We start from the raw sequence: 23,553 nt of genomic DNA, 5'->3' as shown, positions 1-23,553 counted from the left end.
GGTCCCCCGGCCTCAGGTCTCCCGGCCCTCGGCCGGACCCGCGTCCTCCTCGGCCGCGGGCCGGTCCGGCCGGCGCAGGCTGTGCCGGACCCGGAAGACCCGCAGCGCCAGCTGGACCTCCAGCGCCCGGTCGGGCTGCTGCCACTCCGGGCCCAGCAGCTCACTGATCCGTTCCAGGCGACGGGCCACCGTATTGGGGTGCACATGAAGCTTCTTGGCCGCGTTCGTCGGGCTGCCGCCCGCGTCGAAGTACGTCTCCAGCGTGCGCGTCAGATCGGTGAACCGCTGCTGGTCGTAGTCGATGACCGGGCCGATGGCCGAGTCGACGAACCCCTCGACGTCATGGTTGTCCGAAAGCAGCACCCCGAGGAAGCCCAGCTCCCGCACCGAGGCCGAGCGGCCCGTGACCCCGAGCGAGGTCATGGCGTCCAGGCAGCGCAGCGCCTCCTGGAAGCCGTGGTGGACGGAGACCGTCCCCGTCATCGGGCCCGCCGAGCCGACCGTCACCGGGTGGCCGAGCAGCGGCGACAGCTCCGCGGAGACCGCGCGGGCCGCGCCGCCCGCGTCGGTGCCGGGCAGCAGCAGCACCGCGCAGCCGTTGTGCATGCTCTTGAGCCCGCTCAGCCGGTGCGCGTACGAGGCCGCCCAGATCGCCATCTTGCCGCGCGCGTCGCCCTCGGGCCGGGCCACCACCAGCACGTGCGGCTTGCTCAGGTCGATGCCGAGGCGGCGGGCATGCTGCTCCAGCTGGTGCGGCGGGCGCTGCGGGCTGGCCAGCAGATCGCCCAGGAAGTCGTCGCGCACCTGCCCCTCGGCGATCGCGGTGCGCCGGCTCTCCACCAGCAGCTGGACGGCCACCACCTGGGCGACGAGGCGCAGCAGCCGCTCGTCCTGCACCGCGTCCGGGCGCTCGGGGCGCAGCAGCAGGGTGCCGAGGTTCCCGGTGCCGGCGGAGATCGGCACCGCCCACAGGCCGCTCCGGAGGGCGACGGGCTCGCGGGCGGCGTGGGCGTCCATGGTGGCCAGCACCAGCGCGGACTCGGCGGGGTCCGCGGGCCCGTCCGGGGACCCCGGCCGGGCGGCGCCGCCGGTCATGTCGCCCGCCGTGGTGAGGATGGTGCCGTTGGCCGCGCAGACCTGCACGGCGGCGCACAGCTCCTTGCCGGCCGCGCGGGCCAGCGTGTCCAGGTCGCAGTCGCCGAGCACCAGCTGCATCAGCCGGTGCTGGGTGTCGCCGAGCTCCTGCGCGCCGCGCAGCCCGGCCTCGACCTGGCTGGTGTACCGCTCCAGCTCGCTGACCAGGGCGGTGCTGCGGTCCAGCAGTTCGGCCTTCTCGATGGCCACCCCGGCGAGGTCGCCCAGCGAGCTCAGCAGGGCGATCTCGTCGGTGGTGAAGTGGCGGACCTTCCGCTCCGCCACGTAGAGCGTGCCGAACGGCCGGGCCCCTCTGCTGAGCGGCACCGCGAGGATGGCGTGCAGCCCCTCGGCCTTGACGACGTGGTCGACCTCGCCGCTGTGGTGGATGCGCTCGTCCGCCAGGTAGTCCGGGCTCCAGAACGGCGACGGCTTGGTCATGACGACATGGCCGAGACCCGTGCCGCTCGGCAGCCGCAGCCCGATGTTGAGCGCCGTGGTGTGCCCGTCGGAGGCGCGGACGCTGAAGTGGCGCTGGTCGTCCTCGTACATGCCGATGTAGGCCATGTCCACGGCGAGGAGCAGCCGGGCGCGCCGGAGGATCACCTGGAGCAGGGTGTCGACGTCGTGCGGGGTCGCGAGGTCGCGGGCGGTGTCGACGAGGGCGGAGAGGCCGGCTTCCCGCTGGTGGTGCCGTTCCGTCAAAGTCCTTATGCTGAGGCCCAGTTGCTTGGCGCGCTCCAGTTTCGCCAGCTCGTCGGGGGCGGCGCCGGTACGCCGCCGGTCCTCGGTCAGCGCCTCGTATTCATGTGCCGGGGCCTCGCCGGCCAAAAGCTCCAGCATGGCGAATATTCCGTCCTCGGCCCTGCCATGTGACACGATGCCCCCCGGGGTCCAGCGCGCTGCCGCACGGATGAGCCACGGCACGGTATGCCGGGAAGCTATGCACCCCGGCAGTGGTGCGTCAACCACGACCGATCAAGCTATGCGAGGCACCCGTGGGCCGCAAGCCGGGCCGTGTCGGACCGATGGTGTCCGGACCACCGCCGTCTGCCGTCGGTGTGTTACTGGATCACCTTCCTGTAAACGCCCCTTATAGGTGAAGGTTGATGAACACCCGGCGCCTTGTCGGGAGTTGTCGCCGATTCTGGGGGGATCAGGATGCTGGAGACGCGGGACTACAGGCTCTCGCTCGAGCGCAGCCGTACGGCGCTGACACGGAAGGACCGGCCGTCGACTTTCCCGATGTGCGGGCGTGAGTGGGAGCTATTACCGGAGGTGTTTGCTCCGATTTACTCGCCGGCGACGAGGATTGCCCTGGAGTTCCTGGGTCTCGACGAATGGGTGGGAGTTCCCCGGACGGGTTCGATGCTGGAGATGGGCTGCGGCACCGGAATCATCGCGGTGGCGAGCGCGCTGGCCGGCTGCGACCGGGTGGTCGCCGCCGATATCCATCCCGCCGCCGCGCTGAACGCCTCGGTGAACGCGGCCCGGCACGGTGTGCTCGACCGCGTCCGCGGTGTGCACAGCGACCTGTTCGACGGAATCGACGGGAACGAACGCTTCGACACCATATTCTGGCACTCCAATTTCGTGCTGGCCCCGGCGGACTACCGCCCGCGCACCCTGCACGAGATCGCCTATGTGGACCCCGGCTATGCCGCGCACCGCCGCTTCCTGACCGAGGCGACCGACCGGCTGACCCCCGGCGGCTCGGTGTTGCTGCACTTCAGCACCCGGGGCGACGTCGCGGCCCTGCTCCGCATCGCCGGTGAGGCGGACCGCCGGCTGCGGGTGCTCAAGAGCGCCGTGCACCGGGAGGGCGCGCACGAGGTCGAACACCTGCTGATAGAGGTGACGCCGGCGGAGGTGCCGGCCCCGGCGGTGTTCGTCCGATAAGCGGTCGTCCGATAAGGGGGGAAGCCCGTGCGCACCTTGCTCGTCGACAATTACGATTCGTTCACCTACAACCTCTTCCACTATCTCGCCGAGGTCAACGGCCGGGAACCCGAAGTCGTCGCCAATGACGACCCGGCCTGGCGGACGGAACACCTCACCGCATTCGACAACGTCGTCCTCTCGCCCGGCCCGGGAAATCCCGAACGGGCCGCGGACTTCGGGATATGCAGGGAGATCGTCGCGGCCGGCGGACTGCCGACCCTCGGCGTCTGCCTCGGCCACCAGGGCATCGCCAGTGTGTTCGGCGGCGAAGTGGGGCGCGCCCCCGAGCCCTACCACGGGCGCGTCTCGCCCGTCCTGCACCACGGGACCGACCTGTTCCGGGGACTGCCGTCCCCCTTTCGGGTCGTGCGCTACCACTCCCTCGCCGTCCGCACCCTGCCCCCCGAGCTGGAGGCGACCGCCTGGACGGCCGACGGCGTCGTCATGGGCCTGCGCCACCGGGAACTGCCCCTGTGGGGGGTCCAGTTCCACCCGGAATCCGTCAACAGCGCCTACGGGCACCAGCTGCTGCGCAACTTCCGCCGGCTGACCGAGGAACGCGGCCGCGGCGGCGTGCGCCGCCTGGTGCCACCGGCCGTCACCCCCGCCCCGGCGGCCCCGGCGGCCCCGGCCGTCGCGGTGGCACCCCGCAGGCTGCGGGTGCTCACCGCCGCCCTGCCCACCCGGTGCGAGGACGAGACCGTCTACGACCACCTCTTCCGCCGGGGTCCGCACAGCTACTGGCTGGACAGCAGCCGCCGCGACGACGGCCAGGGCCGGTTCTCGATCATGGGCGACGCCTCCGGACCGCTCTCCCGGGTCGCCTCCGCCGACGTCGAGAGCAGCACCGTCACCGTCCGCTCCCGGCACACCACCGAGGTCGTCACCGGCGAGTTCCTCGACTGGCTCGACCGCGACCTGCGGGCCACCCGCACCGCCGCCCCCGACCTGCCCTTCGACTTCGCCCTGGGCTGGGTGGGCTACCTCGGCTACGGACTCAAGGCCGAGTGCGGCGGCGGCCGCGCCCACCCCGCCGAGGAACCCGACGCCACCATGGTCTTCGCCGACCGGGCGCTCGTCTTCGACCACGTCACCGGCACCACCCACCTGCTCGCCCTGGCCGAGGACGGCGACGAACGCGCCGCCCGCTCCTGGATGGACGCGACCGCCCGCCGGCTCACCGCCCTCGCCGGGGCCCCGCCCCGCCCGACCGGGCCCCCGGCACCCCTGGGTGCCCTGCGCCTGCGCCACGACCGCGCCGCCTACCTCGGCCTGATCGACGAGTGCCGGCGGGAGATCGCCGCGGGCGAGACCTACGAGGTGTGCCTCACCAACATGGCCGAGGCCACCGGCACCGTGGACCCCTGGAGCGGCTACCGCTTCCTGCGCCGCACCAGCCCCGCGCCCTTCGGCGCGCTGCTCCGCTTCGGCGACCTGTCGGTGCTCAGCACCTCGCCCGAGCGCTTCCTCCGCGTCGACCGCGAAGGACTCGCCGAGTCCCGCCCCATCAAGGGCACCCGGCCCCGCGGCGCCACCCCCGAGGAGGACGCCGCGCTCGCCGGCGACCTCCGCACCAGCGAGAAGGACCGCGCCGAGAACCTGATGATCGTCGACCTCGTCCGCAACGACCTCGGCCGCTGCGCCCGGGTCGGCACCGTCGAGGCGAAGGAGATCTTCCAGGTCGAGAGCTACGCCAAGGCCCACCAGCTGGTCAGCACCGTCCGCGCCCGGCTGCGCCCGGACCGCAGCACCGTCGAGTGCGTCCGCGCCGCCTTCCCGCCCGGCTCGATGACCGGCGCGCCCAAGATCCGCACCATGCGGGTCATCGACCGGCTGGAGGCCGGCCCGCGCGGCGTCTACTCCGGCGCCATCGGCTACTTCTCCCTCACCGGGGCCGCCGACCTCAGCGTGGTCATCCGCACCGCGGTGATCACACCCGGGCGGGTCCGCTACGGCGTCGGCGGCGCGATCATCGCCCTCTCCGACCCCGAGGAGGAGTACGAGGAGACGGCGGTGAAGGCGGCGCCCATGACCGCGCTGGCCGGCACGGACTTCCCCGAGCGGCGGTACGGCTCCGTAAGGGTCTGAGCACGTGCCCGGGTACGGAGCGGGGCGCCCGGCCGGGAACCTCCGTGTGCCCGGGGCCGTACGCGGAGCCCGGCCCGTGGCGGGTTCCGCGCCCGGCACCGTACGGGCGGACCGGGCGCCCCGCCGGTACGGGCCGCCGCCGGTCCGCGCCGGTGCGGGGCCGGGCACCGGGTCACCCCCGCGGGCGGCGCAGCCGGTCCTCGACCGCGCCGCGCAGCGCCCGCCAGGAGGAGACGAGCCGGTCCACGCCGTCCGCCTCCAGCTTCTTCGCGACCTCCTCCAGCGAGACGCCGCGCCGCTCCAGCCCCGCCACCGCACCGCGGGCCGACTCCGCCTCGCCGGTCAGCGTGTCGCCCTGGAGCCGGCACTCCCGGGCCACCGCCTCCAGCGTGGCCTCCGACATCGCGCTGACCGTGCCCCAGGCGACCAGCCCCGCCACGTACGGCACCTCCGGAGCCGGGCCACCCGGGGTGCTCACCTCCCACATCAGGCGCTGCGGGTGCGCGTGCGCGGCCGCCAGGATCCGCCAGCGCTCACTGCCGAGACGCTCCTCGTACAGCCGGTACACCAGCCGGGCGACGGCCACCGCGGCCGTGCGCGGCTCCGCCTCCGGGGCGAGCGCGCGCAGCCGCGCGTCGATCTCGGCGTCGAGGCGGGCCACGGGCACCGAGGCCAGCGAGGAGATCGCCGCCAGGTCACGGCCCGCGGTCAGGGCCCGCTCCAGCCCGTCGAAATAGGCCTCGACGACCTGCTCGTAGCGGCGCACCGAGAAGATCTCCGTGACGTGCACCCCGACGCCCCGCGCCAGACAGTCCCCGACGGCCGTGATGCCCTCGTCCGTCGCCGGTATCTTGACCAGCGCGTTCGGCCGGCACGCCGCCCGGTTCAGGGCCACGGCGGCCACCACCGTGGCCCGCGCGTCGTGCGCCAGGTGGGGGTCCAGGTCCATCGACACATGCCCGTCGCGGCCCCCCGTGGAGTCGAAGACCGGCCGCAACTCGTCGCAGGCGGACCGCAGATCGTAGGCGCACAGCGCCTGCACGGACGTGTCCAGCGGCACCGAACGGCACGCCAGGTGGGACAGCTGCTGCCGGTAGGCCGTGCCCCGCGCCATGTCGGCGGCCAGCGCCCGGGGGTTCGACGTCGCCCCCCGCACCCCGGCCTCCCGCACGAGGGCCGCCAGCCGTTCCGGGGCGAGCAGTGACCGGCACAGTCCGTCGAGCCACGGTGAGACGCCTTCCGCGAGCAGTTCGCGTAGTACCTCACCGTCTGAAATCACCGTGCGCTCTCCCATGAGGCATCGCCCCCTCTCCGGGCCGGTCGCGGAAATGGATAGGGCAGAGGGCACGACAGTAAAGCGGATACGCGACGCCGCCGAACAGTCCGCGCTTACTCCGTCACATTGGCGTGATCGCGGACTTGACACCGATCTGATGGAGTCCCGTTCATCTGACGGAGTGAGCGTGCCGCCATTGGCGGAATGCGCGGCCCCACCGGACGATCGGGAACCCCCGCACCCCGCCGTGAAGGGAGTTCCGAAGCCTGCCACCTCCCTGGTTCCACCCCTGTTTGAGAGCGGCCCATTAACGAAACGCTTTTGGAGTCATCCGTGAACGACGCTCTGCTCGCCACCCGGCTCAAGCCCGCGCCGCAGCAGCCCGATTGGAGAGATGCCCCTCAGGTTCAGCGAGTCCGCGACGAACTCGCCGCCCGCCCCGCGCTCGTACGCTCCGCCGACGTGCGGACCCTGCGCGCCCACCTCGCCCAGGTCGCCCGTGGCGAGTCGCAGGTGGTGCAGGCGGGCGACTGCGCGGAGGACCCGGCGGAGTGCACCTCGGGCTACGTCGCCCGGAAGGCCGGCCTTCTCGACGTCCTCGCCGGCGTGATGAAGATGATCACGCACAAGCCGGTGGTGCGGGCGGGCCGGATGGCCGGCCAGTTCGCCAAGCCCCGCTCCCGCCCCACCGAGCACGTCGGCGGCACCGAACTTCCCGTCTACCGCGGCCACATGGTCAACAGCCCCGAACCGCATCCCGAGCGCCGCCGCCCCGACCCGCAGCGCCTGCTCTCCGGCTACCTCGCCGCCGGCGAGGCCATGACCCACCTCGGCTGGCTGCACCCCGCCCGCCGCTCGGGCATCTGCCCGCCGGTCTGGACGAGCCACGAGGCCCTGCTCCTCGACTACGAGGAGCCCATGGTCCGCCGCGACGAGGAGGGGCGGGCCTGGCTGACGTCCACCCACTGGCCCTGGATCGGCGAGCGCACCCGCCAGGTGGACGGCGCCCACGTCGCCCTCCTCGCCGAGGTCGCCAACCCGGTGGCCTGCAAGGTCGGCCCCGGCATGGACCCCGACGAGCTCCTCACGCTGTGCGAACTCCTCGACCCCGGCCGGGAGCACGGGCGGCTCACGCTGATCGCCCGCATGGGCGCCGACGCCGTGTCCGAGCGGCTCCCCGCGCTCGTCGAGGCCGTGCGCGCCGAGGGCCACCCGGTCATCTGGCTCACCGACCCCATGCACGGCAACACCGTCACCGCGCCCGACGGCCTCAAGACCCGGCTGCTCGACACGGTGGTCCGCGAGGTCCGCGGCTTCCAGTGCTCGGTCCGGACCGCGGGCGGCGTCGCCGGAGGCCTGCACCTGGAGACCACGCCCGAGGACGTCACCGAGTGCGTACGGGACGAGTCCGGGCTCGGTCACGTCGGCGACAAGTACACGAGCTTCTGCGACCCCCGGCTCAACCCCGCCCAGGCCATCGAGGTCGTCTCGGCCTGGCAGGGCTGACCGGGGAGCACGGGCCCCGGGGACACCACGGCACGACCGAGAGCGAAGGAGAGGAAGTTCCATGGCTGGCATCCCCCCGATAGAGCCGTACCCGATACCGGCAGCGGGTGACCTGCCGGAGAACACCGCCCGCTGGACGGTGGACCCGGCCCGCGCGGTCCTGCTGGTCCACGACATGCAGCGCTACTTCCTGGCACCCCTGCCCGGCGGCGTCCGCGACGACCTGGTACGCCGTACCGCGCTGCTCCGGGAGAGCTGCGCGGCCGCCGGTGTGCCGGTGGCGTACACGGCGCAGCCGGGCGGGATGAGCGAGGAGCAGCGGGGCCTGCTGAAGGACTTCTGGGGGCCGGGCATGCGGGTGGACCCCGCCGACCGGCTGGTGGTGGACGAGGTGGCGCCGCGGGCCGGCGACTGGGTGTTCACCAAGTGGCGGTACAGCGCCTTCTTCCGGTCCGGGCTGCTGGCGCGGATGCGGGCCGCCGGCCGCGACCAGCTGATCGTCTGCGGTGTGTACGCGCACGTGGGCGTCCTGATGACCGCCGTGGAGGCCTTCACGAACGACATCGAGACGTTCCTGGCGGGCGACGCGGTGGCGGACTTCTCCGCCCGGCACCACCACCTGGCCCTGACGTACGCGGCGGAGCGCTGCGCGGTGGTCACCACAGCCGAGGACCTGGTCACCGATCTCGCGGCGGACCTGGAAGGAGCCACGGCATGAGCGCGCGCACGGGGGACCTCCTCGGCCGGGTCCTGGGCGGTGACGTACCGGCGTACGCGCTGGTCCACCGCCCGGACGCCACCGGGCCCGGGGCCATGGACGTGCTGGCGGGCGAGGTGTCGGCGCCGGCGGCCCTGGCCGGCGTCCGGCTGCCCGCACCGGGCGGCGCGGGGCACGAGGTGCTGGTGGTGGTCCCGTACCGGCAGATCGCCGAGCGGGGCTACGCGTGCCCCGACGACGGCGCCCCGCTGATCGCCATGAACATCACCGACCAGGCCGTCCTGCCGGTGGCGGAGGTGCTGGGCCGCATCCCGGAGACCCGGATCCCGCTCTCCGGAGGGGACTTCGACGTGCCGGACGAGGCCTACGCGGACCTCGTGCGACGGGTGATCGCCGAGGAGATCGGCACCGGCGAGGGCGCCAACTTCGTCATCAAACGGTCCTTCACCACGGAGATCACGGGGTACGGGCCCGAGCACGCCCTCACGTTCTTCCGGCGGCTCATGGAGCGCGAGGCGGGGGCGTACTGGACGTTCCTCGTGCACACCGGCGACCGCACCTTCGTCGGCGCCACCCCGGAGCGGCACATCAGCGTCCGGGACGGGGTCGCGGTGATGAACCCGATCAGCGGCACCTACCGCTACCCGGCGGCGGGCCCGAACCTGCCGGAGGTCATGGACTTCCTCGCCGACCGCAAGGAGGCCGACGAGCTGTACATGGTCGTCGACGAGGAACTGAAGATGATGGCCCGGATCTGCGACGGCGGCGGCCGGGTCGTCGGCCCGTACCTCAAGGAGATGGCCCGCCTGGCGCACACCGAGTACTTCATCGAGGGCCGCACCGATCGCGACCCCCGGGAGATCCTCCACGAGACCCTCTTCGCCCCGACCGTCACCGGCAGCCCCCTGGAGTCGGCGGCCCGGGTCATCGACCGCTACGAACCCCGGGGCCGCGGCTACTACAGCGGTCTCGTCGCCCTCATCGGCCAGGGCCGCGCGGGCACCCGCGAGCTGGACTCGGCGATCCTCATCCGCACCGCCGACATCGACCGGGGCGGCCGGGTGCGGATCGGGGTCGGCGCCACGCTCGTACGCCACTCCGACCCCGGCTCGGAGGTCCTGGAGACCCGCGCCAAGGCGGCCGGGCTGCTCTCCGCGCTCAAGGACGACGGCGGCGGCCGTTTCGGCCGCCACCCCAGCGTCCGGGCGGCCCTGGAGGAGCGCAACAGCGCGATCGCCGACTTCTGGCTCGCCGGACCCGGCGACCGCGCCCGCACCCGGCCCGCCCTCGCCGGCCGGCGCGTCCTCGTCGTCGACGCCGAGGACACCTTCACCTCGATGATCGACCACCAACTGCGCGCCCTGGGCCTGGCGGTGACCGTGCGGCGCTTCGACGAGCCGTACTCCTTCGACGGCCACGACCTCGTCGTCATGGGCCCCGGCCCCGGCGACCCCCGCGCCACCGCCCACCCCAAGATCGCCCACCTGCGCGGCGCGGTCGCCACCCTCCTCGGCGAGGGCCGCCCCTTCCTCGCGGTCTGCCTCAGCCACCAGGTCCTCAGCCTGCGCCTGGGCCTGGAGCTGCGCCGCCGCGAGGTCCCCAACCAAGGCGTCCAGCGCGCGATCGACCTCTTCGGCAGCCCCGAACGCGTCGGCTTCTACAACACGTTCACCGCCCGCAGCACCACGGACACGGTCCCGTACGGCACCACCGGCACCGTGGAGATCAGCCGCGACCCCGCCACCGGCGAGGTGCACGCCCTGCGCGGCCCCCACTTCGCGTCGGTGCAGTTCCACGCCGAGTCCGTGCTCACCCAGGACGGGCCGCGGATCGTGGGGAACCTGCTCGCCGGCCTCGTCGGAAAGGTGCCCGTCGCATGAGCCCCACCGTCACCCGGCCGCCGGGATCCCCCGCGGCCACCGCCGCCGACCGGGTCGCCCGGGGCGGCTACGTCCTGACCGAGGCCGAGGCGGCCGGCCGCCCCCGGGACCCCGACGTCGTGCTCGTCGCCGCCGGGGCCGAGGTGCCCGTCGCCCTCGACGCCCGGCGGATCCTCCAGCGCGAGGGCGTCCCCACCCGCGTGGTGGCCATGCCCTGCGCCAAGTGGTTCCACGAGCAGGACCCCGCGTACCGCGACGCCGTCCTGCCGCCCGGCGCCCGCGCCACCGTCTCCGTCGGCGCCGGCACCGCACTCGGCTGGTACCAGCTCCTGCGCCCGGCCCGCGAGACCGTCGGCCTGGACGGCGCCGGCGCCTTCGCCTCGTACCGCGCCCTGTACGAGCAGGGCGGGCTGACCGCCCAGCGGGTCGCGGCGGCCGCCCGCGCCGGACTGGCCCGCGGGCCGGGAGGGAACCGCCCGTGAGCGGGGACGGGCTCGGCCGGCTGGCGGCCGCGGGCGTCTCGGTGTGGGTCACGGGCCTGTCCCGGGACCGGCTCGCCGACGGCTCGCTGGCCGCGCTGATCCGCCACCGGCGGGTCGCCGGCCTTGTCTCCGACCCGGCGTTCCTCGCCCGGTCCGTCGCGGCCGGCCGCGCCTACGCACAGCCGCTGCGCGACCTGGCCCGCCGGGGCGCCGGCGCCGGCCGGGCCCTGTGGGAACTGACCGTGCCGGACGCCCGGCGGGCCTGCGACGTGCTGCGGCCCGTCCACGAACGGACCGCCGGCGTCGACGGCCTGGTCTCCCTCGGCCTCGACCCCCGGCTCGCCCACGACAGCGCGGCGACGCTCGCCGAGGCCCGCGCGCTGTGGCGGGCGGTCGCCCGGCCCAACGCCATGGTCGGCATCCCGGCCACCGACGCCGGCCTCACCGCCCTCGCCGGCTGCCTCGCCGAGGGCATCAACGTCCAGGCGACCCTGGTCTTCTCCGCCGAGCGCTACGGGCAGGTCGCCGACGCCTACCTCGACGGCCTGGAACGGGCCCGCGCGGCCGGCCGCGCCCTCGCCTCCCTCTCCTCGGTCGCCTCCTTCCACGCCGAGCCCGTCGACACCGCCGTGGACGCCCTGCTCACCCGGGACGGCACCCTGGAGGCGCGGGCCCTCCTCGGCACCGCCGCGGGTGCCCGCGCCCGCCTGGTCCACGCCCGGCACGCGACGGCCTTCGACGGGCCGGGATGGCACCGGCTCACCGCGCGGGGCGCCCGCCCGCAGCGGCTGCTCTGGGCGGGCACGACCGTACGGAACCCCGCCTACCGCGACACCCGCTACGCCGACCGGCTGCTCGCCCGGTCCACCGTCACCGCACTCGACGAGGAGACCCTCGAAGCCGTCGCCGGCCACGGCGCCGCCGGCCGGCCCTGGACCGGCGCCGGGCACGCGGAAGCCCGCCGCCTCCTCGGCCACCTGCGGTGGTGCGGCATCGACCACCACGAACTGACGGCCCGTCTGGAGGCGGAGGCGCTCAAGGAGCGGAGCGGCTCCTGGCACCGCCTCCTCGACACCCTGACCCTCGCCCTGGACGCCGCCGCCGGGCCCCGCCCCGACGCCCGTCCCCCCGCCTTCCCCCACCAGGAGACGCCATGACGACCCGGCAGCCGCCCGACACCGCGCTGACCGCGCGGATCCCCGGCTCCAAGAGCATCACCAACCGCGCCCTGCTGCTGGCCGCCGTCGCCCGTGGCACCACGGGGATCTGGGCGCCCCTCGTCAGCGACGACACCGTCGCCTTCCGGACCGCCCTGGCCACCCTCGGCGTGACCGTCCGCGGCGCGCCCGGCGACCGCTGCTGGGAGGTCACCGGCACCGGCCGCGGCCCCACCGGGCCCGCCCGCGTCCGGTGCGCCGACGCCGGCACCGCCGCCCGCTTCCTGCCGCCCTTCGCCGCCACCGGGCACGGCGAGTTCGTCTTCGACGGCTCCCCCCAGCTGCGCGCCCGGCCGCAACGCCCCCTCGCCGACGCGCTCGTACGCCTCGGCGCCACCGTCCACCCCGCGCCGGAGGACGGCCCTCCGCTGCACCTCGACGCGACCGGGCTCGACGGCGGCCGGCTCCTCCTCGACTCCTCCCTGAGCAGCCAGTACCTCAGCGGGCTGCTGATGGCCGCGCCCCTGATGCGCGCCCCGCTCACCGTCGACGTCCACCGCCTCGTCAGCCGCCCCTACCTCGACATGACCCTGGCCCTCATGCGGCACTTCGGCGCCGACGTCACCGAGGGCCCGCACGGCCGGATCACCGTACGGCCCGGCGGCTGCGCCCCCGCCGACCTGGTCGTCGAGCCGGACGCCTCCACCGCCTCCTACGTCTTCGCCGCGGCCGCCGTCACCGGGCGCGCCGTCACCGTGCCCGGCCTCGGCACCCACAGCGTCCAGGGCGACCTGCGCTTCGTCGAGGTGCTGCGCCGGGCCGGGGCCCGGGTGGAGGTGGGGGAGAGCGCCACCACGGTCGCCGGGACCGGGCCGCTGCGCGGCGGCTTCGACATCGACATGGGCGACATCTCGGACACGTTCATGACGCTCGCCGCCATCGCCCCGCTCGCCGACGCCCCGATCACCGTGCGCGGCGTCGCCCACGCCCGGCTCAAGGAGTCCGACCGGGTCGCCGCCGTCGCCGGGAACCTCCGCGCCTGCGGCATCGCCTGCGAGGAGGGACCCGACCGGCTCACCGTCCACCCCGGCACCCCGCGGCCCACCCGCATCGCCTGCCACCGCGACCACCGGATCGCCATGGCCTTCTCCGTGCTCGGCCTGGCCGCGCCCGGCACCCTCACCCTCGACGACCCCGGCTGCGTCGCCAAGACCTTCCCCGGCTTCCACACCGAGCTGCACCGGCTCTTCCCGGAGCACACGCTCCCGCCGGACGCCCCCCGCTGAACACCCGCACCTCCCCTTCGTCCGGACACCCGGACACCGCCCCTCACCCAGGAGAGGACATGAGTGGTCTGAGGCTCCAGGATCTTGCCCATTCGCCGCACTTCCAGGAACACGCGCCCCTGGTGTGCCCCCGCACGCTGCGGCCCAGCGAGAACGCCGTCGCCGCGCTGCGCCGCGCCGACCCCGGGCAGCTCGCCGCCATCGTGGAGGACCCGGAGGCGACCGTCGCCGAGCGGCTCGCCGCCGGCGGGGTGCTCGCCCTCATCGGCGACCCGCGCATCGGCCGCACCCCCGCCACCAGCTTCGTCGCCGGCGGCACCGTCGAGATCGGGCTCCGGGCGGAGGAGGTCGACCCCGTCGTCCGGGACTGGGAGCACGTGGGCGTGGAGAGGCCCTGGATCGAGAAGGAGACCCCCCAGCGCACCGTCCGCCTGGACGACTTCTGGATCGGCACCTACCCGGTGACCAACTGGGAGTACCGCACCTTCCTCGACCGCACCGGCCGCGCCGAGCGCCCCAGCACCTGGTACCTGGGCGCCTTCCCCTACGACCGCGGCAACCACCCCGTCGCGGGCGTCCGCCCGGAGGACGCCGACGCCTTCGCGGCCTGGCTCACCGGGACCACCGGCCACCCCTGGCGGCTGCCCACGGAGGCCGAGTGGGAGCACGCGGCCAAGGGCGCGAGCGGCTCGGAGTTCCCCTGGGGCGAGGACTTCGACCCGGGGGCCGCCAACACCCGCGAGTCCGGGGTGCACCAGACGACGCCGGTCGGCGCCTTCCCGGCCGGCCGGGCGCCGTGCGGCGCCTACGACATGGGGGGCAACGTCGAGGAGTACGTCGCCGACCCCTACGTGCCCTACCCGGGCGGCCCGTACGTGGCCGACCACCTCGTCCAGACGCTGGGGGAGGAGTACCGGGTGGCGCGCGGCGGCAGCTTCTCCCGTTTCGGCGACCTCACCCGCACCCGCCGCCGGCACGGCGCCTTCCCCGGCCCGCTGTACCCGGTGGGGCTGCGCGTCGCCACGGGCGTACGGCCCTGAGCGCACCGCGCCACCGGGTCCCGTACGCGCCAGGGGCCGGAAGCCCGAAGGCTTCCGGCCCCTCCGCCGTTCCCGCCCGGCCGCTCAGAGCGGGATCTCGTACACCCGCCCGTCGTAGGACCCGGCCAGGAAGCGGCCGTGCTCCGCGTCGTGGTGCAGGCTCGACACCCCGGCGGTGGTCGGCCGGACCGCCGGCGCCCAGGTGTGGGTGCGGGTGTCGTAGACCGCGACCCGGCCCGCGTACGAGCCGGTGGCCACCCACCGGCCGTCGGGCGAGGCGGCGACGCACTTCACCGAGTGGTCGTGCGGCGTGTCCAGGGTCCACGGCCGGCCGGAGGCGTCCCACAGGCGCAGCTTGAGATCCCGGCTGACGCTCGCGAACGCCCCGCCGGGCAGCGCCGCGCAACCGTTGGCGATCTTGTCGTGCGCGGTGTCGATCCGGCGGATCAGGCCGAAGGTGCCGACCGCGAACCACGAGGCCGAGGCGCCCGCGCAGACCGCGAAGATCCGGTCCGCCGAGGCGGCGACGCCCTTCACCGCGTTCTCCGCCAGCGGCAGGGTGGTCACCGGCGTGAGCCTGCGGTCCGGGCCGACGGAGAACACGAGGCCCTCGCCGGTGTAGGCGCCGATCACCACGTGCGGCACCCCGTCCTTGGTGAACGCGGCGGCGCAGTTGAGCGGCGAGCGGTGCTGGTGCAGGACCTCACCGGTGGTGGCGTCGAAGACCCGGCCCAGCTGGCCGCCCGTCAGCAGCAGCCCGCCGGCGCTCACCAGGAAGTTGCACAGGCTGCCCACCTCGGCCACCGGCACCCCGTCCGCCTTCAGCACCCCGGCGTCCCCGATGGTGTACCGCCGGCCCCCGTCCGTCGTCACCGCGTTCACACAGCCGGTGCCCTCCACGCCCGACAGGTCCCAGGCGTCACCCGCGATGTCGTACGTCGCGTACGTCGAGCCGAACGTCGCGAAGACCAGCGTCCGTTCGTCCAGGAACGCGCACGACCGGGCCCAGATCTCCGCCGGGAACTCCGAGGCGGAGGTCAGGGACAGCTCGCCCGCGGTGTCCCAGATCCGCACGGTGCGGTCGTAGCTCAGGCTCACCAGGGCGCCCGAACCGGCGTGGTACACCAGCCGCTTGATGCCCGCGGCGTGCGCGGGGAAGTTCCGCACGGCGTCGCCGTCGATCCGGATGATCTCGCCGTCGTCGTTCCCGGCGTAGACCACGCCCTCCCGGGTGATCGCGATGGTGTCGGTCTCCACCCCCGCCAGGTCGATGGTCGACACCAGCCCGCCGGTCGCCAGTGACCAGCGCTTGACGGTGCCGTCGTCGCTGGACGACAGCAGCTCGTCGGAGTCGCCCAGCCACTCCACCGATATGACGTCCGCGCCGTGCCCGGCGAACCGGGCGAGCAGGGTGCCGGTGAAGTCGTAGACCCGCACCAGCGCGTCCCGGGAGGCGGTGGCGACCAGCTCCCGCGTCGGGTGGAAGACCGACATCTCCACGTCGTCGGCCTGGTCGGCGAAGACCGCGGTGAGCTTCAGCTCCGGCACGGACCACAGCCGGGCCGTGTAGTCGCTGGAGGAGCTGAGGACGTACCTCCCGTCCGGGCTGAACGTCACCTGGTTGGCCAGGTGGTCGTGCGAGGCGCGGGCGAGGGGCAGCCGGGCGGCCGCGTCCCAGAGGATCAGCTGGTTGTCGTAGCCCGCCGTGGCGACGCGCGCGCCGCCGAACGCGGCGATCCCGCTGATCGGGCCGTGGTGGCGGATCATCGTGAGGCACCTTCCAGGTCGATGGTGTGCGCGGTGCGGGTGACCTTCGCCGTCAGATAGCGCAGGTTGTGCCGGTTGGCGAAGACGCCCGTGGGGACGACCCGGCGGACCCTGATGCCGTGGGACGACAACTGGGCCGGCTTGTCCGGGTTGTTGGTCAGCAGGTCGATCTCGTCGTGGCCCAGCGCGCGCAGCATGCACGCCGCGCTGGTGTAGTCGCGCAGGTCGTCGGCGAGCCCGAGGGCCCGGTTGGCGGCGTAGGTGTCGAGGCCGCCGTCCTGGAGCCGGTAGGCGTCCAGCTTGTTGTACAGACCGATGCCCCGGCCCTCCTGGCGCAGGTACAGCAGGCAGCCGCCGGCGGCCGCGACCCGCCGCAGCGCCTCGTGCAGCTGCGGCCCGCAGTCGCACCGGGCCGACCCGAAGACGTCCCCGGTCATGCACTCCGAGTGCAGCCGCACCAGGGGCGGGACCGCGGCGGCCCGCGCCGCTCCCGGCGGGGGCGTACCGGGGAAGCGGACCGCCAGGTGCTCCAGGCCGTCGGGCAGCCCGTCGAAGGTGGCCACGGTCGCGTCCAGCGCCGGACCGCCGCCCAGGTGCAGCGGGATCCGGACCTCGTTGCGGATCCGCGGCTCCTCGGCGGTACGGGCCCGGGGCGCGGGCACACGGCGGGCCGGCGCCCGGTGGGCGGGCAGGCCCGTGAGGGGGGACTTCATACGGCAACCTCCGATGTCCGGGTCTCCGCACCGGAGACCGCGCGTCGCAACTGCGCCGGGGGCGGGCCGGCCTCGTCAGGCGGACACCGACCGCTTCTGGTCCGCCAGGATCGCCACCGCTTCGAAGGTGGCGTCGACCAGCTCGCGCAGGGCGGCCAGCACCTCCGGGTCGTTCATCTCGCCCGCCTCGTCCAGGCGGCGGTCCGCCCGGCGGACGGCCACGGGCGGGTGCTCGACGACGACCGCCTCACAGGCGTCGAGCAGGTCCATCAGCGCGGGCTGCGCGTCGATCGCCCCCCGGCCGCTCGGCGAGGCGCTCAGCACGGCCACGACCCTGCCGGTGAGCGGACTCGCGCCGTCCGGGCGGGACAGCCAGTCCAGCGCGTTCTTGAGCACCCCCGGCACCGCGCCGTTGTACGAAGGGGTGCTGATCACGAGGGCGTCGGCGGCCGCGACCAGGGCGCGCGCGGCCGACACCGCCGGTGCCGTACCGGAGCGCTCGACGTCCCCGTCGTAGAACGGCAGCCGGCCGATGGGCAGCGAGACCACCTCCGGGGCGCCCGGCGCGCTCTCCACGATGCGGCGCACGGCGCGCAGCGCCGCGGAATTCACGGAACCGCGGCGCAGGCTTCCCGAAATCAGAACCACCCTGGTCATTCCGGCCTCCGCCCTCCGGTCGCCGGCCCGGCAAGGCCGGTGCCACGACAACAGAATCCCCCTCGCCGATACCGGAGCGGTACCTCTCCGATACCGCACCCGGATTTCCTCCCGGAACCCCGGGGCACTTTACGGAAACGCTCCCGTGACACCCGGGAGAACCGTCCCGCGCCGCAGAATGTCCGCGTGCATCCGCACCAGTTCCCGGCTCGGGTCCACACCGAGTTCCTCCGACAGATACGCGCGCACCCGCGCGAATTCCGTCAGCGCCTCGGCCTGTCGGCCCGCGAGGTACAGCGCCCGCATCAGCTGCGCGCGCAGCGTCTCCCGCAGCGGGTACGCCTCGACCAGCTCCCGCAGCTCGCCCACCAGGTCACCGGTGTCGCGGCCGAGCTCCAGCCGGAGCGCGCACAACTGCTCGGTGGCCCGCAGCCGGTGCTCCTCCAGCGCGGCCGACGCCGCCTCCAGCACCCGGCCGCCGGCGCCCGCCGCCCGCGGGCCGCGCCACAGCGCGAGGGCCGCGCGCAGCAGGGGGAGCGCCCGCGCGGGCCGGCCCGCGGCCAGCTCCTCGCGCGCGGATCCCAGGTGGGCGTGGAAGAGCAGCAGGTCCACCTGCTCGACCGCCACGGCCGTCCGGTAGCCGGGCCCGTCGGTCAGCACCAGCCGCGGGCCGGCCGGCAGCCGGCGCCGCAGCTCCGCCACGCCCTTGCGGATCTGCCGGACCGCCGTCGCGGGCGGGCGGCCGTCCCAGACCGCCTCGACCAGCCGGTCCACGGACACGACCCGGCCGGCTTCCAGCAGCAGGGCGATGAGCACGCGCTCCTGCACCCGGCCGCCCAGCCGCACCCGTTCACCGGCGTACCAGCATTCCAGGGGACCCAGAATATTGAAGCGCACACTCTGCTGATCTGGTATCGCCCGCATACGTCCTGTCCCAACGTTTCGGAGATCCGGTGGACCGAGCGTACTTCCGGAAACACGGAAACCCCGGGGCCGAGGTGACCTTCTGTCAGGTCGGCTGCATTCCGGGGAATTCGACCTGACGGACCGCCCGGCCATCTGACGTACTGACCGGACCGGCATTGGCCGCATTACCGGGCCCGCACAGGATGGGAAAATCCGGCCCGCACGACCGTGACCCACGCGTGAGGAGGCACCGATGAACAGCACTCCGGAGGTGGCCGTCGCCTATCACTCCGGCCGCGGCCACAACGCCGTGCTCGCCCGCGCGGTGGCCCGCGGCGCCGCCGACGCGGGCGCGGCCTCCGCGCTGATCGCCGTCGACGCCGTCACCGAGGAGCAGTGGGCCCGGCTCGACGCCGCGCACGCCATCGTCTTCGGCGCCCCCACCTACATGGGCAGCGCCTCCGCGGCCTTCCACGCCTTCGCCGAGGCGACGTCCGCGCGCTGGGCGCGCCGCGCCTGGCGCGACAAGCTGGCCGCGGGCTTCACCGTCTCGGGCTCGAAGAGCGGCGACAAGCTCAACACCCTGCAATACCTGGCGGTCTTCGCCGCCCAGCACGCCATGCACTGGGTCAGCCCCGACCTGCTGCCCGGCTGGAACGTCTCCACGGGCTCCGAGCACGACCTCAACCGGCTCGGCTTCCACCTGGGCGTCGGCGCCCAGGCGAACGCCGACGAGGGCCCGGAGGCCGTCACCAAGGCGGACACCGAGACGGCGTATCTGCTGGGCAGGCGCGTGACGGAGACGGCGCGCCGGATGCGCGGCTGAGGGACGCGCGCACGGTGCGGGCCGCCCCCGACGGGGCGGGCCGCACCGTTTCCGGTAGGGGGACGTGGTCAGTTCCGGGGCGTCACCCGGGCGGGGGCGACGGAGAGTACCTCAGGGCGGTACGGTGCGGCCCGCCTCACCCGGTGCGGGCCGTTTCCGGGCCGGGACGCGGTCAGTTCCGGGACGACACCCGGGCGGGCACGACGGAGAGCGCCCCGGGGCGGTACGGGGCGGCGGCCGCCATCCGGCCCCGGCGCCGCGTCACCGCCCAGGTGACCACCGCGCACACCCCGTGGACCCCGGCGAGGCCCCACAGCGCCGGCGCGGCCGAACCACCGGGGACCGCGTAGCAGGCGGCGAAGGCGAGCAGCACGACGACACCACCGAGCGCGTCGGCCACGCCGGGACCGCCGTCCACGCCCGTACCGCCGTCCACGCCGCGACCGTCGTCCACGACGCCGCTCGGGCCGTCCTGCGCCCCCGCGCGGCGGACCCCGCCGCGCACCAGCCGGTCCAGGGCGCCCGCCCCGGCGCCGCCGCACACGCACAGCACCGCGAAGCCGCCCGCGAACCCTCCGAGCGTGCCGCGCGCGGCCGGCAGCAGCGCGGCGGTGACGGCCGCGCCGAGGAACCCGGCCAGGACGACGCGCCCCGCGGCCCGGCGTCCCGTCACCCTGCCGCCCAGGCTCCGGGCCGCCCAGCCGAGCAGCGCGCCCAGGAAGGCGTACGAGGCCGCCTGACGCGGCGACGCGCCGAACTCGCTCCGCAGGACCGGGCCGAAGGCCAGGCAGTGGCCGAGCAGCGCGCCGGACATGCCCGCGCGCAGCGGAAGGACCCAGGGTGCGCGGCGGCGCACCACCGCCCGCCGCCGGACCGGCGGCACGACCCGTAACGCCCGCGAGGTCCGTAGCGGAACCGGATCGTCCATGCCCAGGCCGGCCGCCAGGACGACCAGCGCGATCGCCGGCAGCAGGGCGACGGCCACGTACGCCGGGCGCGCGTCCCCGGCCGCGGCGACGACCAGCAGGCCCAGCGCCTGCGCGGCGGCGACGCCGGACAGGCCGCCGCCCGTGGCCGGTGCGGGCGTGCGGTCCCGCCGGGGGTACAGGGACGCGATGTGCCGCGCGGTGGCGGCGGAGAGCGCGCCACCGCCCGCCCCGGCGGTCGCCGCGACGGCCAGGAGCGCCCACAGCGGGGTGCCGGGCCGCTGGACGAGCCAGGCGGCGGCCAGGGCGGGCAGCAGCAGGGCGGCGGTGCCGAGGACGACCCGGTCCCGGCCGCCCGGCCGGTCCGCGCGGCCGGGCGCGCGGTCGCCCGCGCACCGCAGCGCCGCCCCGGCCGCCACCGGCGCGGCCACCAGCAGGAAGGCCCCGCCGGGGCCGTACGCGGGGCCGGCCCCGGGCGACCGGAACAGCACCAGTGCCGACCACATGCCCCACACGGAAAGGGCGAGGTGCCCGGCGAGCACGGCCACCGACAGATTGCGCCGCGCGATGTGCCTCGCACCGCGCTCCCAGAAGTCCTCGTCCTCCGGATCCCAGGTCTCGGTCCACGGACGGGAGGGTGCCGCTCGGGTCGTCATCTCTCCTCATCTCACGCCGGCGGGGCGGTAAGGCGCCCGGGGCGGTGGGGTGCCGGGGCGGTCATGGGGCGCGGCCCCGCCCACCGCGCCGGGTCCGTCGCCCGAAGACCTCGGTAGAGCCCTTCGGCGAGGTGCCCCCGGCGCGCGGGCGGGCACGGTCCATGGGCCAGAGCCTGCGCGGCGGCGTCCCGGCGGGCAAGACCGCCCCCGTGGGTGCGTCAGGTCGGCCGGTCCGGGAGGCCCGCCCGGAGACCGGGGGAGAGCGCCGGGGAGGACCTGACGGACCCGCCGGGCCGCCGTTGACCCCTGAAAACGGAACCATCCAGATTGAGACGCGTGGGGACGCCGCGTCCGCCGGCGGCGGCACCTTCCGGACCGTTCGCGCGGGGCCGACGCGGGCGGCCGACGCGGGGCCGCGCCTCCCCGGCGCCGGTTCCCCCGGGCCGCCGTCCGCCTGAGCCGCCGTTCTCTTGAGCCGCCGTTGTCCTGAGCAGAGGAGCACCCGCATGAGTGACAGCCATGTCGAGGTCTGCGTCGTCGGTGTCGGCCCGCGCGGCCTGTCGGTCCTGGAGCGGCTGTGCGCCAACGAGCGGGCCGCGCCCACGCACTCCACCCTCACGGTGCACGTCGTCGACCCCTCCGCCCCGGGCGCGGGCGCCGTGTGGCGCAGCGACCAGTCGCGTGAGCTGCTGATGAACACGGTGTCGTCGCAGATCACGGTCTACACGGACGACAGCGCCCGGATCGAGGGGCCGGTGGAGCCGGGCCCGAGCCTGTACGAGTGGGCGCGGGGCGTGGCGTCCGGGGAAGCCGGCGACCACGACGAGGAGACCCTCGCCGAGGCCCGCCGGCTGGGCCCGGACACGTACCCGACCCGGGCGTTCTACGGCCGCTACCTCCACGACAGCTTCCGGCGTGTCGTCGCCCGCGCCCCCGCGCACATGACCGTCGAGGTGCACCGCTCGCTGGTGGTCGCCATGGCCGACGTGGAAGGCGTGCCGGGCGGCCCCCAGGGCGTCCGCCTGGAGGACGGCACCCGGCTGAACCGGCTGGACGCGATCGTGATGGCGCTGGGTCATGTGCCGGCGCACCTCTCGCCGCGTGAGGCCCGCACCGCGTCGCTCTCCCGCATCCACCACCTCGACTACATCACCCCGGTCAACCCGGCCGACATCGACCTCAGTGGCATCCGGCCGGGACAGCCGGTGCTGCTGCGCGGCCTGGGGCTGAACTTCTTCGATTACATGGCGCTGTTCACGGCCGGGCGCGGCGGGACGTTCGTCCGCGAGGGCGGGAAGCTGGTGTACCGCGCCTCGGGGCGGGAGCCGGAGCTCTACGGCTTCTCCCGGCGCGGGGTCCCCTATCACGCGCGGGGTGAGAACGAGAAGGGCGCGTACGGCCGTTACTTCCCCAGACTCCTGACCGCCGAGTACGTCGCCGGGCTGCGCGACCGCGCCCGCCGCGGCGGCCCGGTCCGCTTCTCGGCGGACCTGTGGCCGCTGATCTCAAGCGAGGTGGAGAGCGTCTACTACGGCACGCTGCTCGACACCCGGGGCCGGGGCGCGGACCGCGAGGAGTTCACCCGGCGTTTCCTGGCGCTGGAGAAGGAGGGCGAGCGGGGGGAGCTGCTGGAGGCGTTCGGGATCGGTGGGGAGGTGCGCTGGAGCTGGGAGCGGTTGTCGCGGCCTTACGGGGAGCGGGAGTTTGCCGGTCGTGGGGAGTTCCAGGCGTGGCTGCTGGAGTATCTGGCGGCGGATGTGCGGGCGGCGCGTGAGGGGAATGTGAGCGGGCCGCTGAAGGCGGCGCTGGACGTGATGCGGGATCTGCGCAACGAGATCCGGCTGGCCGTGGACCACGGCGGCCTGGAGGGCACCTCGCACCGTGATGATCTGGAGGGCTGGTACACGCCGCTGAACGCGTTCTTGTCGATCGGGCCGCCGGTGTCGCGGATCGAGGAGATGATCGCGCTGATCGAGGCCGGGGTGCTTCAGGTGACGGGGCCGGGGACGGTGGTGCGGATCGACACCGCGGACGCGGCGTTCGTGGCGTCCTCCACGGTGGTGCCGGGGGCGGCGGTGCGGGCGCGGACGCTGGTGGAGGCGCGGTTGCCGGAGCCGGACCTGCGGCGGACGGCTGATCCCTTGCTGCGGCATTTGTTGAACACTGACCAGATCACGACTTTCCGTATCGACGCGGCGTCGGGTACGAGTTATGAGACAGGCGGTCTCGCTGTCACGGAGCGGCCGTACCACGTGATCGACGGGAGGGGCCATGCCCATCCGCGGCGCTTCGCCTACGGCGTCCCGACCGAAGCGGTGCACTGGGTGACCGCGGCCGGTATCCGTCCCGGGGTCGACTCCGTCACCCTCGGCGACTCCGACGCCATCGCCCGCGCCGTCCTCACCCTCCCGCCCGTCGCCCACGTACCCCTCGCCCTGCGGCCGGTGACGGAGGACACGGATCCGTCCGGCGTGGTCGTGTGAGCACGGTGCCGGGCCCGCCCGTAAGGGGGCCGCTGACGGGCTGAAGGGGCGCACGCTACGGTCGTGACATGAGGCGTATGTCTGTTCGGTAACTCGTGAACGAAGATCGGC

18 protein-coding genes are annotated in these 23,553 nt (G+C 74.6%); 11 read left to right on the top strand and 7 right to left on the bottom strand.

The window, feature by feature from the left end; translation table 11 throughout:
• Nucleotides 1–12: 12 nt before the first annotated feature.
• A complete protein-coding gene (locus tag SMD11_RS08450; RefSeq protein WP_087925852.1) occupies nucleotides 13–1,977 on the bottom strand; it encodes a helix-turn-helix domain-containing protein in 1,965 nt (654 codons plus the stop codon).
• Nucleotides 1,978–2,295: 318 nt separating this feature from the next.
• Between SMD11_RS08450 and SMD11_RS08445 the strand changes: the two genes are divergently transcribed.
• Together SMD11_RS08445 and pabB are read left to right on the top strand one after the other, a co-directional pair.
• Entirely contained in the window at nucleotides 2,296–3,033 is a 738-nt protein-coding gene (locus tag SMD11_RS08445) for a methyltransferase domain-containing protein (protein ID WP_199843825.1), read from the top strand.
• Nucleotides 3,034–3,060: 27 nt separating this feature from the next.
• The gene (pabB, locus tag SMD11_RS08440) at nucleotides 3,061–5,163 is read left to right on the top strand and encodes an aminodeoxychorismate synthase component I (RefSeq protein WP_087925851.1); all 2,103 of its coding nucleotides are present in this window, start codon (nucleotides 3,061–3,063) and stop codon (nucleotides 5,161–5,163) included.
• 172 nt (nucleotides 5,164–5,335) lie between these two features.
• Here the strand turns inward: pabB and SMD11_RS08435 are convergent, their stop codons facing one another.
• Nucleotides 5,336–6,442: a transaldolase family protein gene (locus SMD11_RS08435; protein WP_159395268.1), complete on the bottom strand. Its 1,107-nt coding sequence runs from the start codon at nucleotides 6,440–6,442 to the stop codon at nucleotides 5,336–5,338.
• Between the two features lie 330 nt (nucleotides 6,443–6,772).
• Here SMD11_RS08435 and SMD11_RS08430 point away from each other — a divergent pair, with 330 nt between their 5' ends.
• From SMD11_RS08430 to SMD11_RS08400, 7 genes are all read left to right on the top strand, one after another.
• Nucleotides 6,773–7,945: a 3-deoxy-7-phosphoheptulonate synthase gene (locus SMD11_RS08430; RefSeq protein WP_087925849.1), complete on the top strand. Its 1,173-nt coding sequence runs from the start codon at nucleotides 6,773–6,775 to the stop codon at nucleotides 7,943–7,945.
• 61 nt (nucleotides 7,946–8,006) lie between these two features.
• Nucleotides 8,007–8,663, top strand: coding sequence for an isochorismatase family protein (locus SMD11_RS08425; protein WP_087925848.1), 657 nt, complete (start codon nucleotides 8,007–8,009; stop codon nucleotides 8,661–8,663).
• Nucleotides 8,660–10,543 carry an anthranilate synthase family protein gene (locus SMD11_RS08420; protein WP_087925847.1) on the top strand — a complete coding sequence of 628 codons (1,884 nt, stop codon included), beginning with the start codon at nucleotides 8,660–8,662 and terminating at the stop codon, nucleotides 10,541–10,543. Before SMD11_RS08425 ends, SMD11_RS08420 begins: the two co-directional genes overlap by 4 nt.
• On the top strand, nucleotides 10,540–11,025 hold the full coding sequence (locus SMD11_RS08415; protein WP_087925846.1) for a transketolase-like TK C-terminal-containing protein: 486 nt from the start codon (nucleotides 10,540–10,542) through the stop codon (nucleotides 11,023–11,025). The genes SMD11_RS08420 and SMD11_RS08415 overlap by 4 nt, the downstream gene beginning before the upstream one ends.
• Complete coding sequence (gene tal / locus SMD11_RS08410; protein WP_159395267.1) at nucleotides 11,022–12,182, top strand: transaldolase; 1,161 nt, start codon at nucleotides 11,022–11,024, stop codon at nucleotides 12,180–12,182. Before SMD11_RS08415 ends, tal begins: the two co-directional genes overlap by 4 nt.
• Nucleotides 12,179–13,468: a 3-phosphoshikimate 1-carboxyvinyltransferase gene (gene aroA, locus SMD11_RS08405; protein WP_087925844.1), complete on the top strand. Its 1,290-nt coding sequence runs from the start codon at nucleotides 12,179–12,181 to the stop codon at nucleotides 13,466–13,468. The genes tal and aroA overlap by 4 nt, the downstream gene beginning before the upstream one ends.
• Before the next feature lie 59 nt (nucleotides 13,469–13,527).
• Entirely contained in the window at nucleotides 13,528–14,508 is a 981-nt protein-coding gene (locus SMD11_RS08400; protein WP_234365969.1) for a formylglycine-generating enzyme family protein, read from the top strand.
• A gap of 84 nt (nucleotides 14,509–14,592) precedes the next feature.
• On the opposite strand, the gene SMD11_RS08395 is transcribed toward SMD11_RS08400, so the two are convergent.
• From SMD11_RS08395 to SMD11_RS08380, 4 genes are all read right to left on the bottom strand, one after another.
• On the bottom strand, nucleotides 14,593–16,275 hold the full coding sequence (locus SMD11_RS08395; protein ID WP_087925843.1) for a WD40 repeat domain-containing protein: 1,683 nt from the start codon (nucleotides 16,273–16,275) through the stop codon (nucleotides 14,593–14,595).
• A complete protein-coding gene (locus tag SMD11_RS08390) occupies nucleotides 16,272–16,988 on the bottom strand; it encodes a GTP cyclohydrolase II (protein WP_087925842.1) in 717 nt (238 codons plus the stop codon). The genes SMD11_RS08395 and SMD11_RS08390 overlap by 4 nt, the downstream gene beginning before the upstream one ends.
• 75 nt (nucleotides 16,989–17,063) lie before the next feature.
• A complete protein-coding gene (locus SMD11_RS08385; RefSeq protein WP_087925841.1) occupies nucleotides 17,064–17,645 on the bottom strand; it encodes an NADPH-dependent FMN reductase in 582 nt (193 codons plus the stop codon).
• Between the two features lie 129 nt (nucleotides 17,646–17,774).
• Nucleotides 17,775–18,542, bottom strand: a complete 768-nt coding sequence (locus tag SMD11_RS08380) for an AfsR/SARP family transcriptional regulator (protein ID WP_234365968.1) — start codon at nucleotides 18,540–18,542, stop codon at nucleotides 17,775–17,777.
• A 262-nt stretch (nucleotides 18,543–18,804) separates the two neighbouring features.
• On the opposite strand from SMD11_RS08380, the gene SMD11_RS08375 reads away from it, so the two are divergent.
• A complete protein-coding gene (locus SMD11_RS08375) occupies nucleotides 18,805–19,377 on the top strand; it encodes a flavodoxin family protein (RefSeq protein WP_087925839.1) in 573 nt (190 codons plus the stop codon).
• A gap of 172 nt (nucleotides 19,378–19,549) precedes the next feature.
• Here SMD11_RS08375 and SMD11_RS08370 read toward each other — a convergent pair whose 3' ends face one another.
• A complete protein-coding gene (locus tag SMD11_RS08370) occupies nucleotides 19,550–20,959 on the bottom strand; it encodes an MFS transporter (RefSeq protein WP_087925838.1) in 1,410 nt (469 codons plus the stop codon).
• A 506-nt stretch (nucleotides 20,960–21,465) separates the two neighbouring features.
• On the opposite strand from SMD11_RS08370, the gene SMD11_RS08365 reads away from it, so the two are divergent.
• On the top strand, nucleotides 21,466–23,442 hold the full coding sequence (locus SMD11_RS08365) for an FAD/NAD(P)-binding protein (RefSeq protein ID WP_087925837.1): 1,977 nt from the start codon (nucleotides 21,466–21,468) through the stop codon (nucleotides 23,440–23,442).
• Nucleotides 23,443–23,553: the final 111 nt, after the last annotated feature.

Origin of the sequence: Streptomyces albireticuli, assembly GCF_002192455.1 — a bacterium.
GTDB classification, from domain to species: domain Bacteria; phylum Actinomycetota; class Actinomycetes; order Streptomycetales; family Streptomycetaceae; genus Streptomyces; species Streptomyces albireticuli_B.
Note: the sequence above shows the minus strand (reverse complement) of the source record. Positions and strands in the feature narration are given on the sequence as shown.

Coding starts and splice junctions, on each gene's coding strand:
- SMD11_RS08450 (WP_087925852.1), bottom strand. CDS start 1,977: ATGCTGGAGCTTTTGGCCGGCGAGGCCCCGGCACATGAATACGAGGCG.
- SMD11_RS08445 (WP_199843825.1), top strand. CDS start 2,296: ATGCTGGAGACGCGGGACTACAGGCTCTCGCTCGAGCGCAGCCGTACG.
- SMD11_RS08425 (WP_087925848.1), top strand. CDS start 8,007: ATGGCTGGCATCCCCCCGATAGAGCCGTACCCGATACCGGCAGCGGGT.
- SMD11_RS08420 (WP_087925847.1), top strand. CDS start 8,660: ATGAGCGCGCGCACGGGGGACCTCCTCGGCCGGGTCCTGGGCGGTGAC.
- SMD11_RS08415 (WP_087925846.1), top strand. CDS start 10,540: ATGAGCCCCACCGTCACCCGGCCGCCGGGATCCCCCGCGGCCACCGCC.
- aroA (WP_087925844.1), top strand. CDS start 12,179: ATGACGACCCGGCAGCCGCCCGACACCGCGCTGACCGCGCGGATCCCC.
- SMD11_RS08400 (WP_234365969.1), top strand. CDS start 13,528: ATGAGTGGTCTGAGGCTCCAGGATCTTGCCCATTCGCCGCACTTCCAG.
- SMD11_RS08395 (WP_087925843.1), bottom strand. CDS start 16,275: ATGATCCGCCACCACGGCCCGATCAGCGGGATCGCCGCGTTCGGCGGC.
- SMD11_RS08390 (WP_087925842.1), bottom strand. CDS start 16,988: ATGAAGTCCCCCCTCACGGGCCTGCCCGCCCACCGGGCGCCGGCCCGC.
- SMD11_RS08385 (WP_087925841.1), bottom strand. CDS start 17,645: ATGACCAGGGTGGTTCTGATTTCGGGAAGCCTGCGCCGCGGTTCCGTG.
- SMD11_RS08375 (WP_087925839.1), top strand. CDS start 18,805: ATGAACAGCACTCCGGAGGTGGCCGTCGCCTATCACTCCGGCCGCGGC.
- SMD11_RS08370 (WP_087925838.1), bottom strand. CDS start 20,959: ATGACGACCCGAGCGGCACCCTCCCGTCCGTGGACCGAGACCTGGGAT.
- SMD11_RS08365 (WP_087925837.1), top strand. CDS start 21,466: ATGAGTGACAGCCATGTCGAGGTCTGCGTCGTCGGTGTCGGCCCGCGC.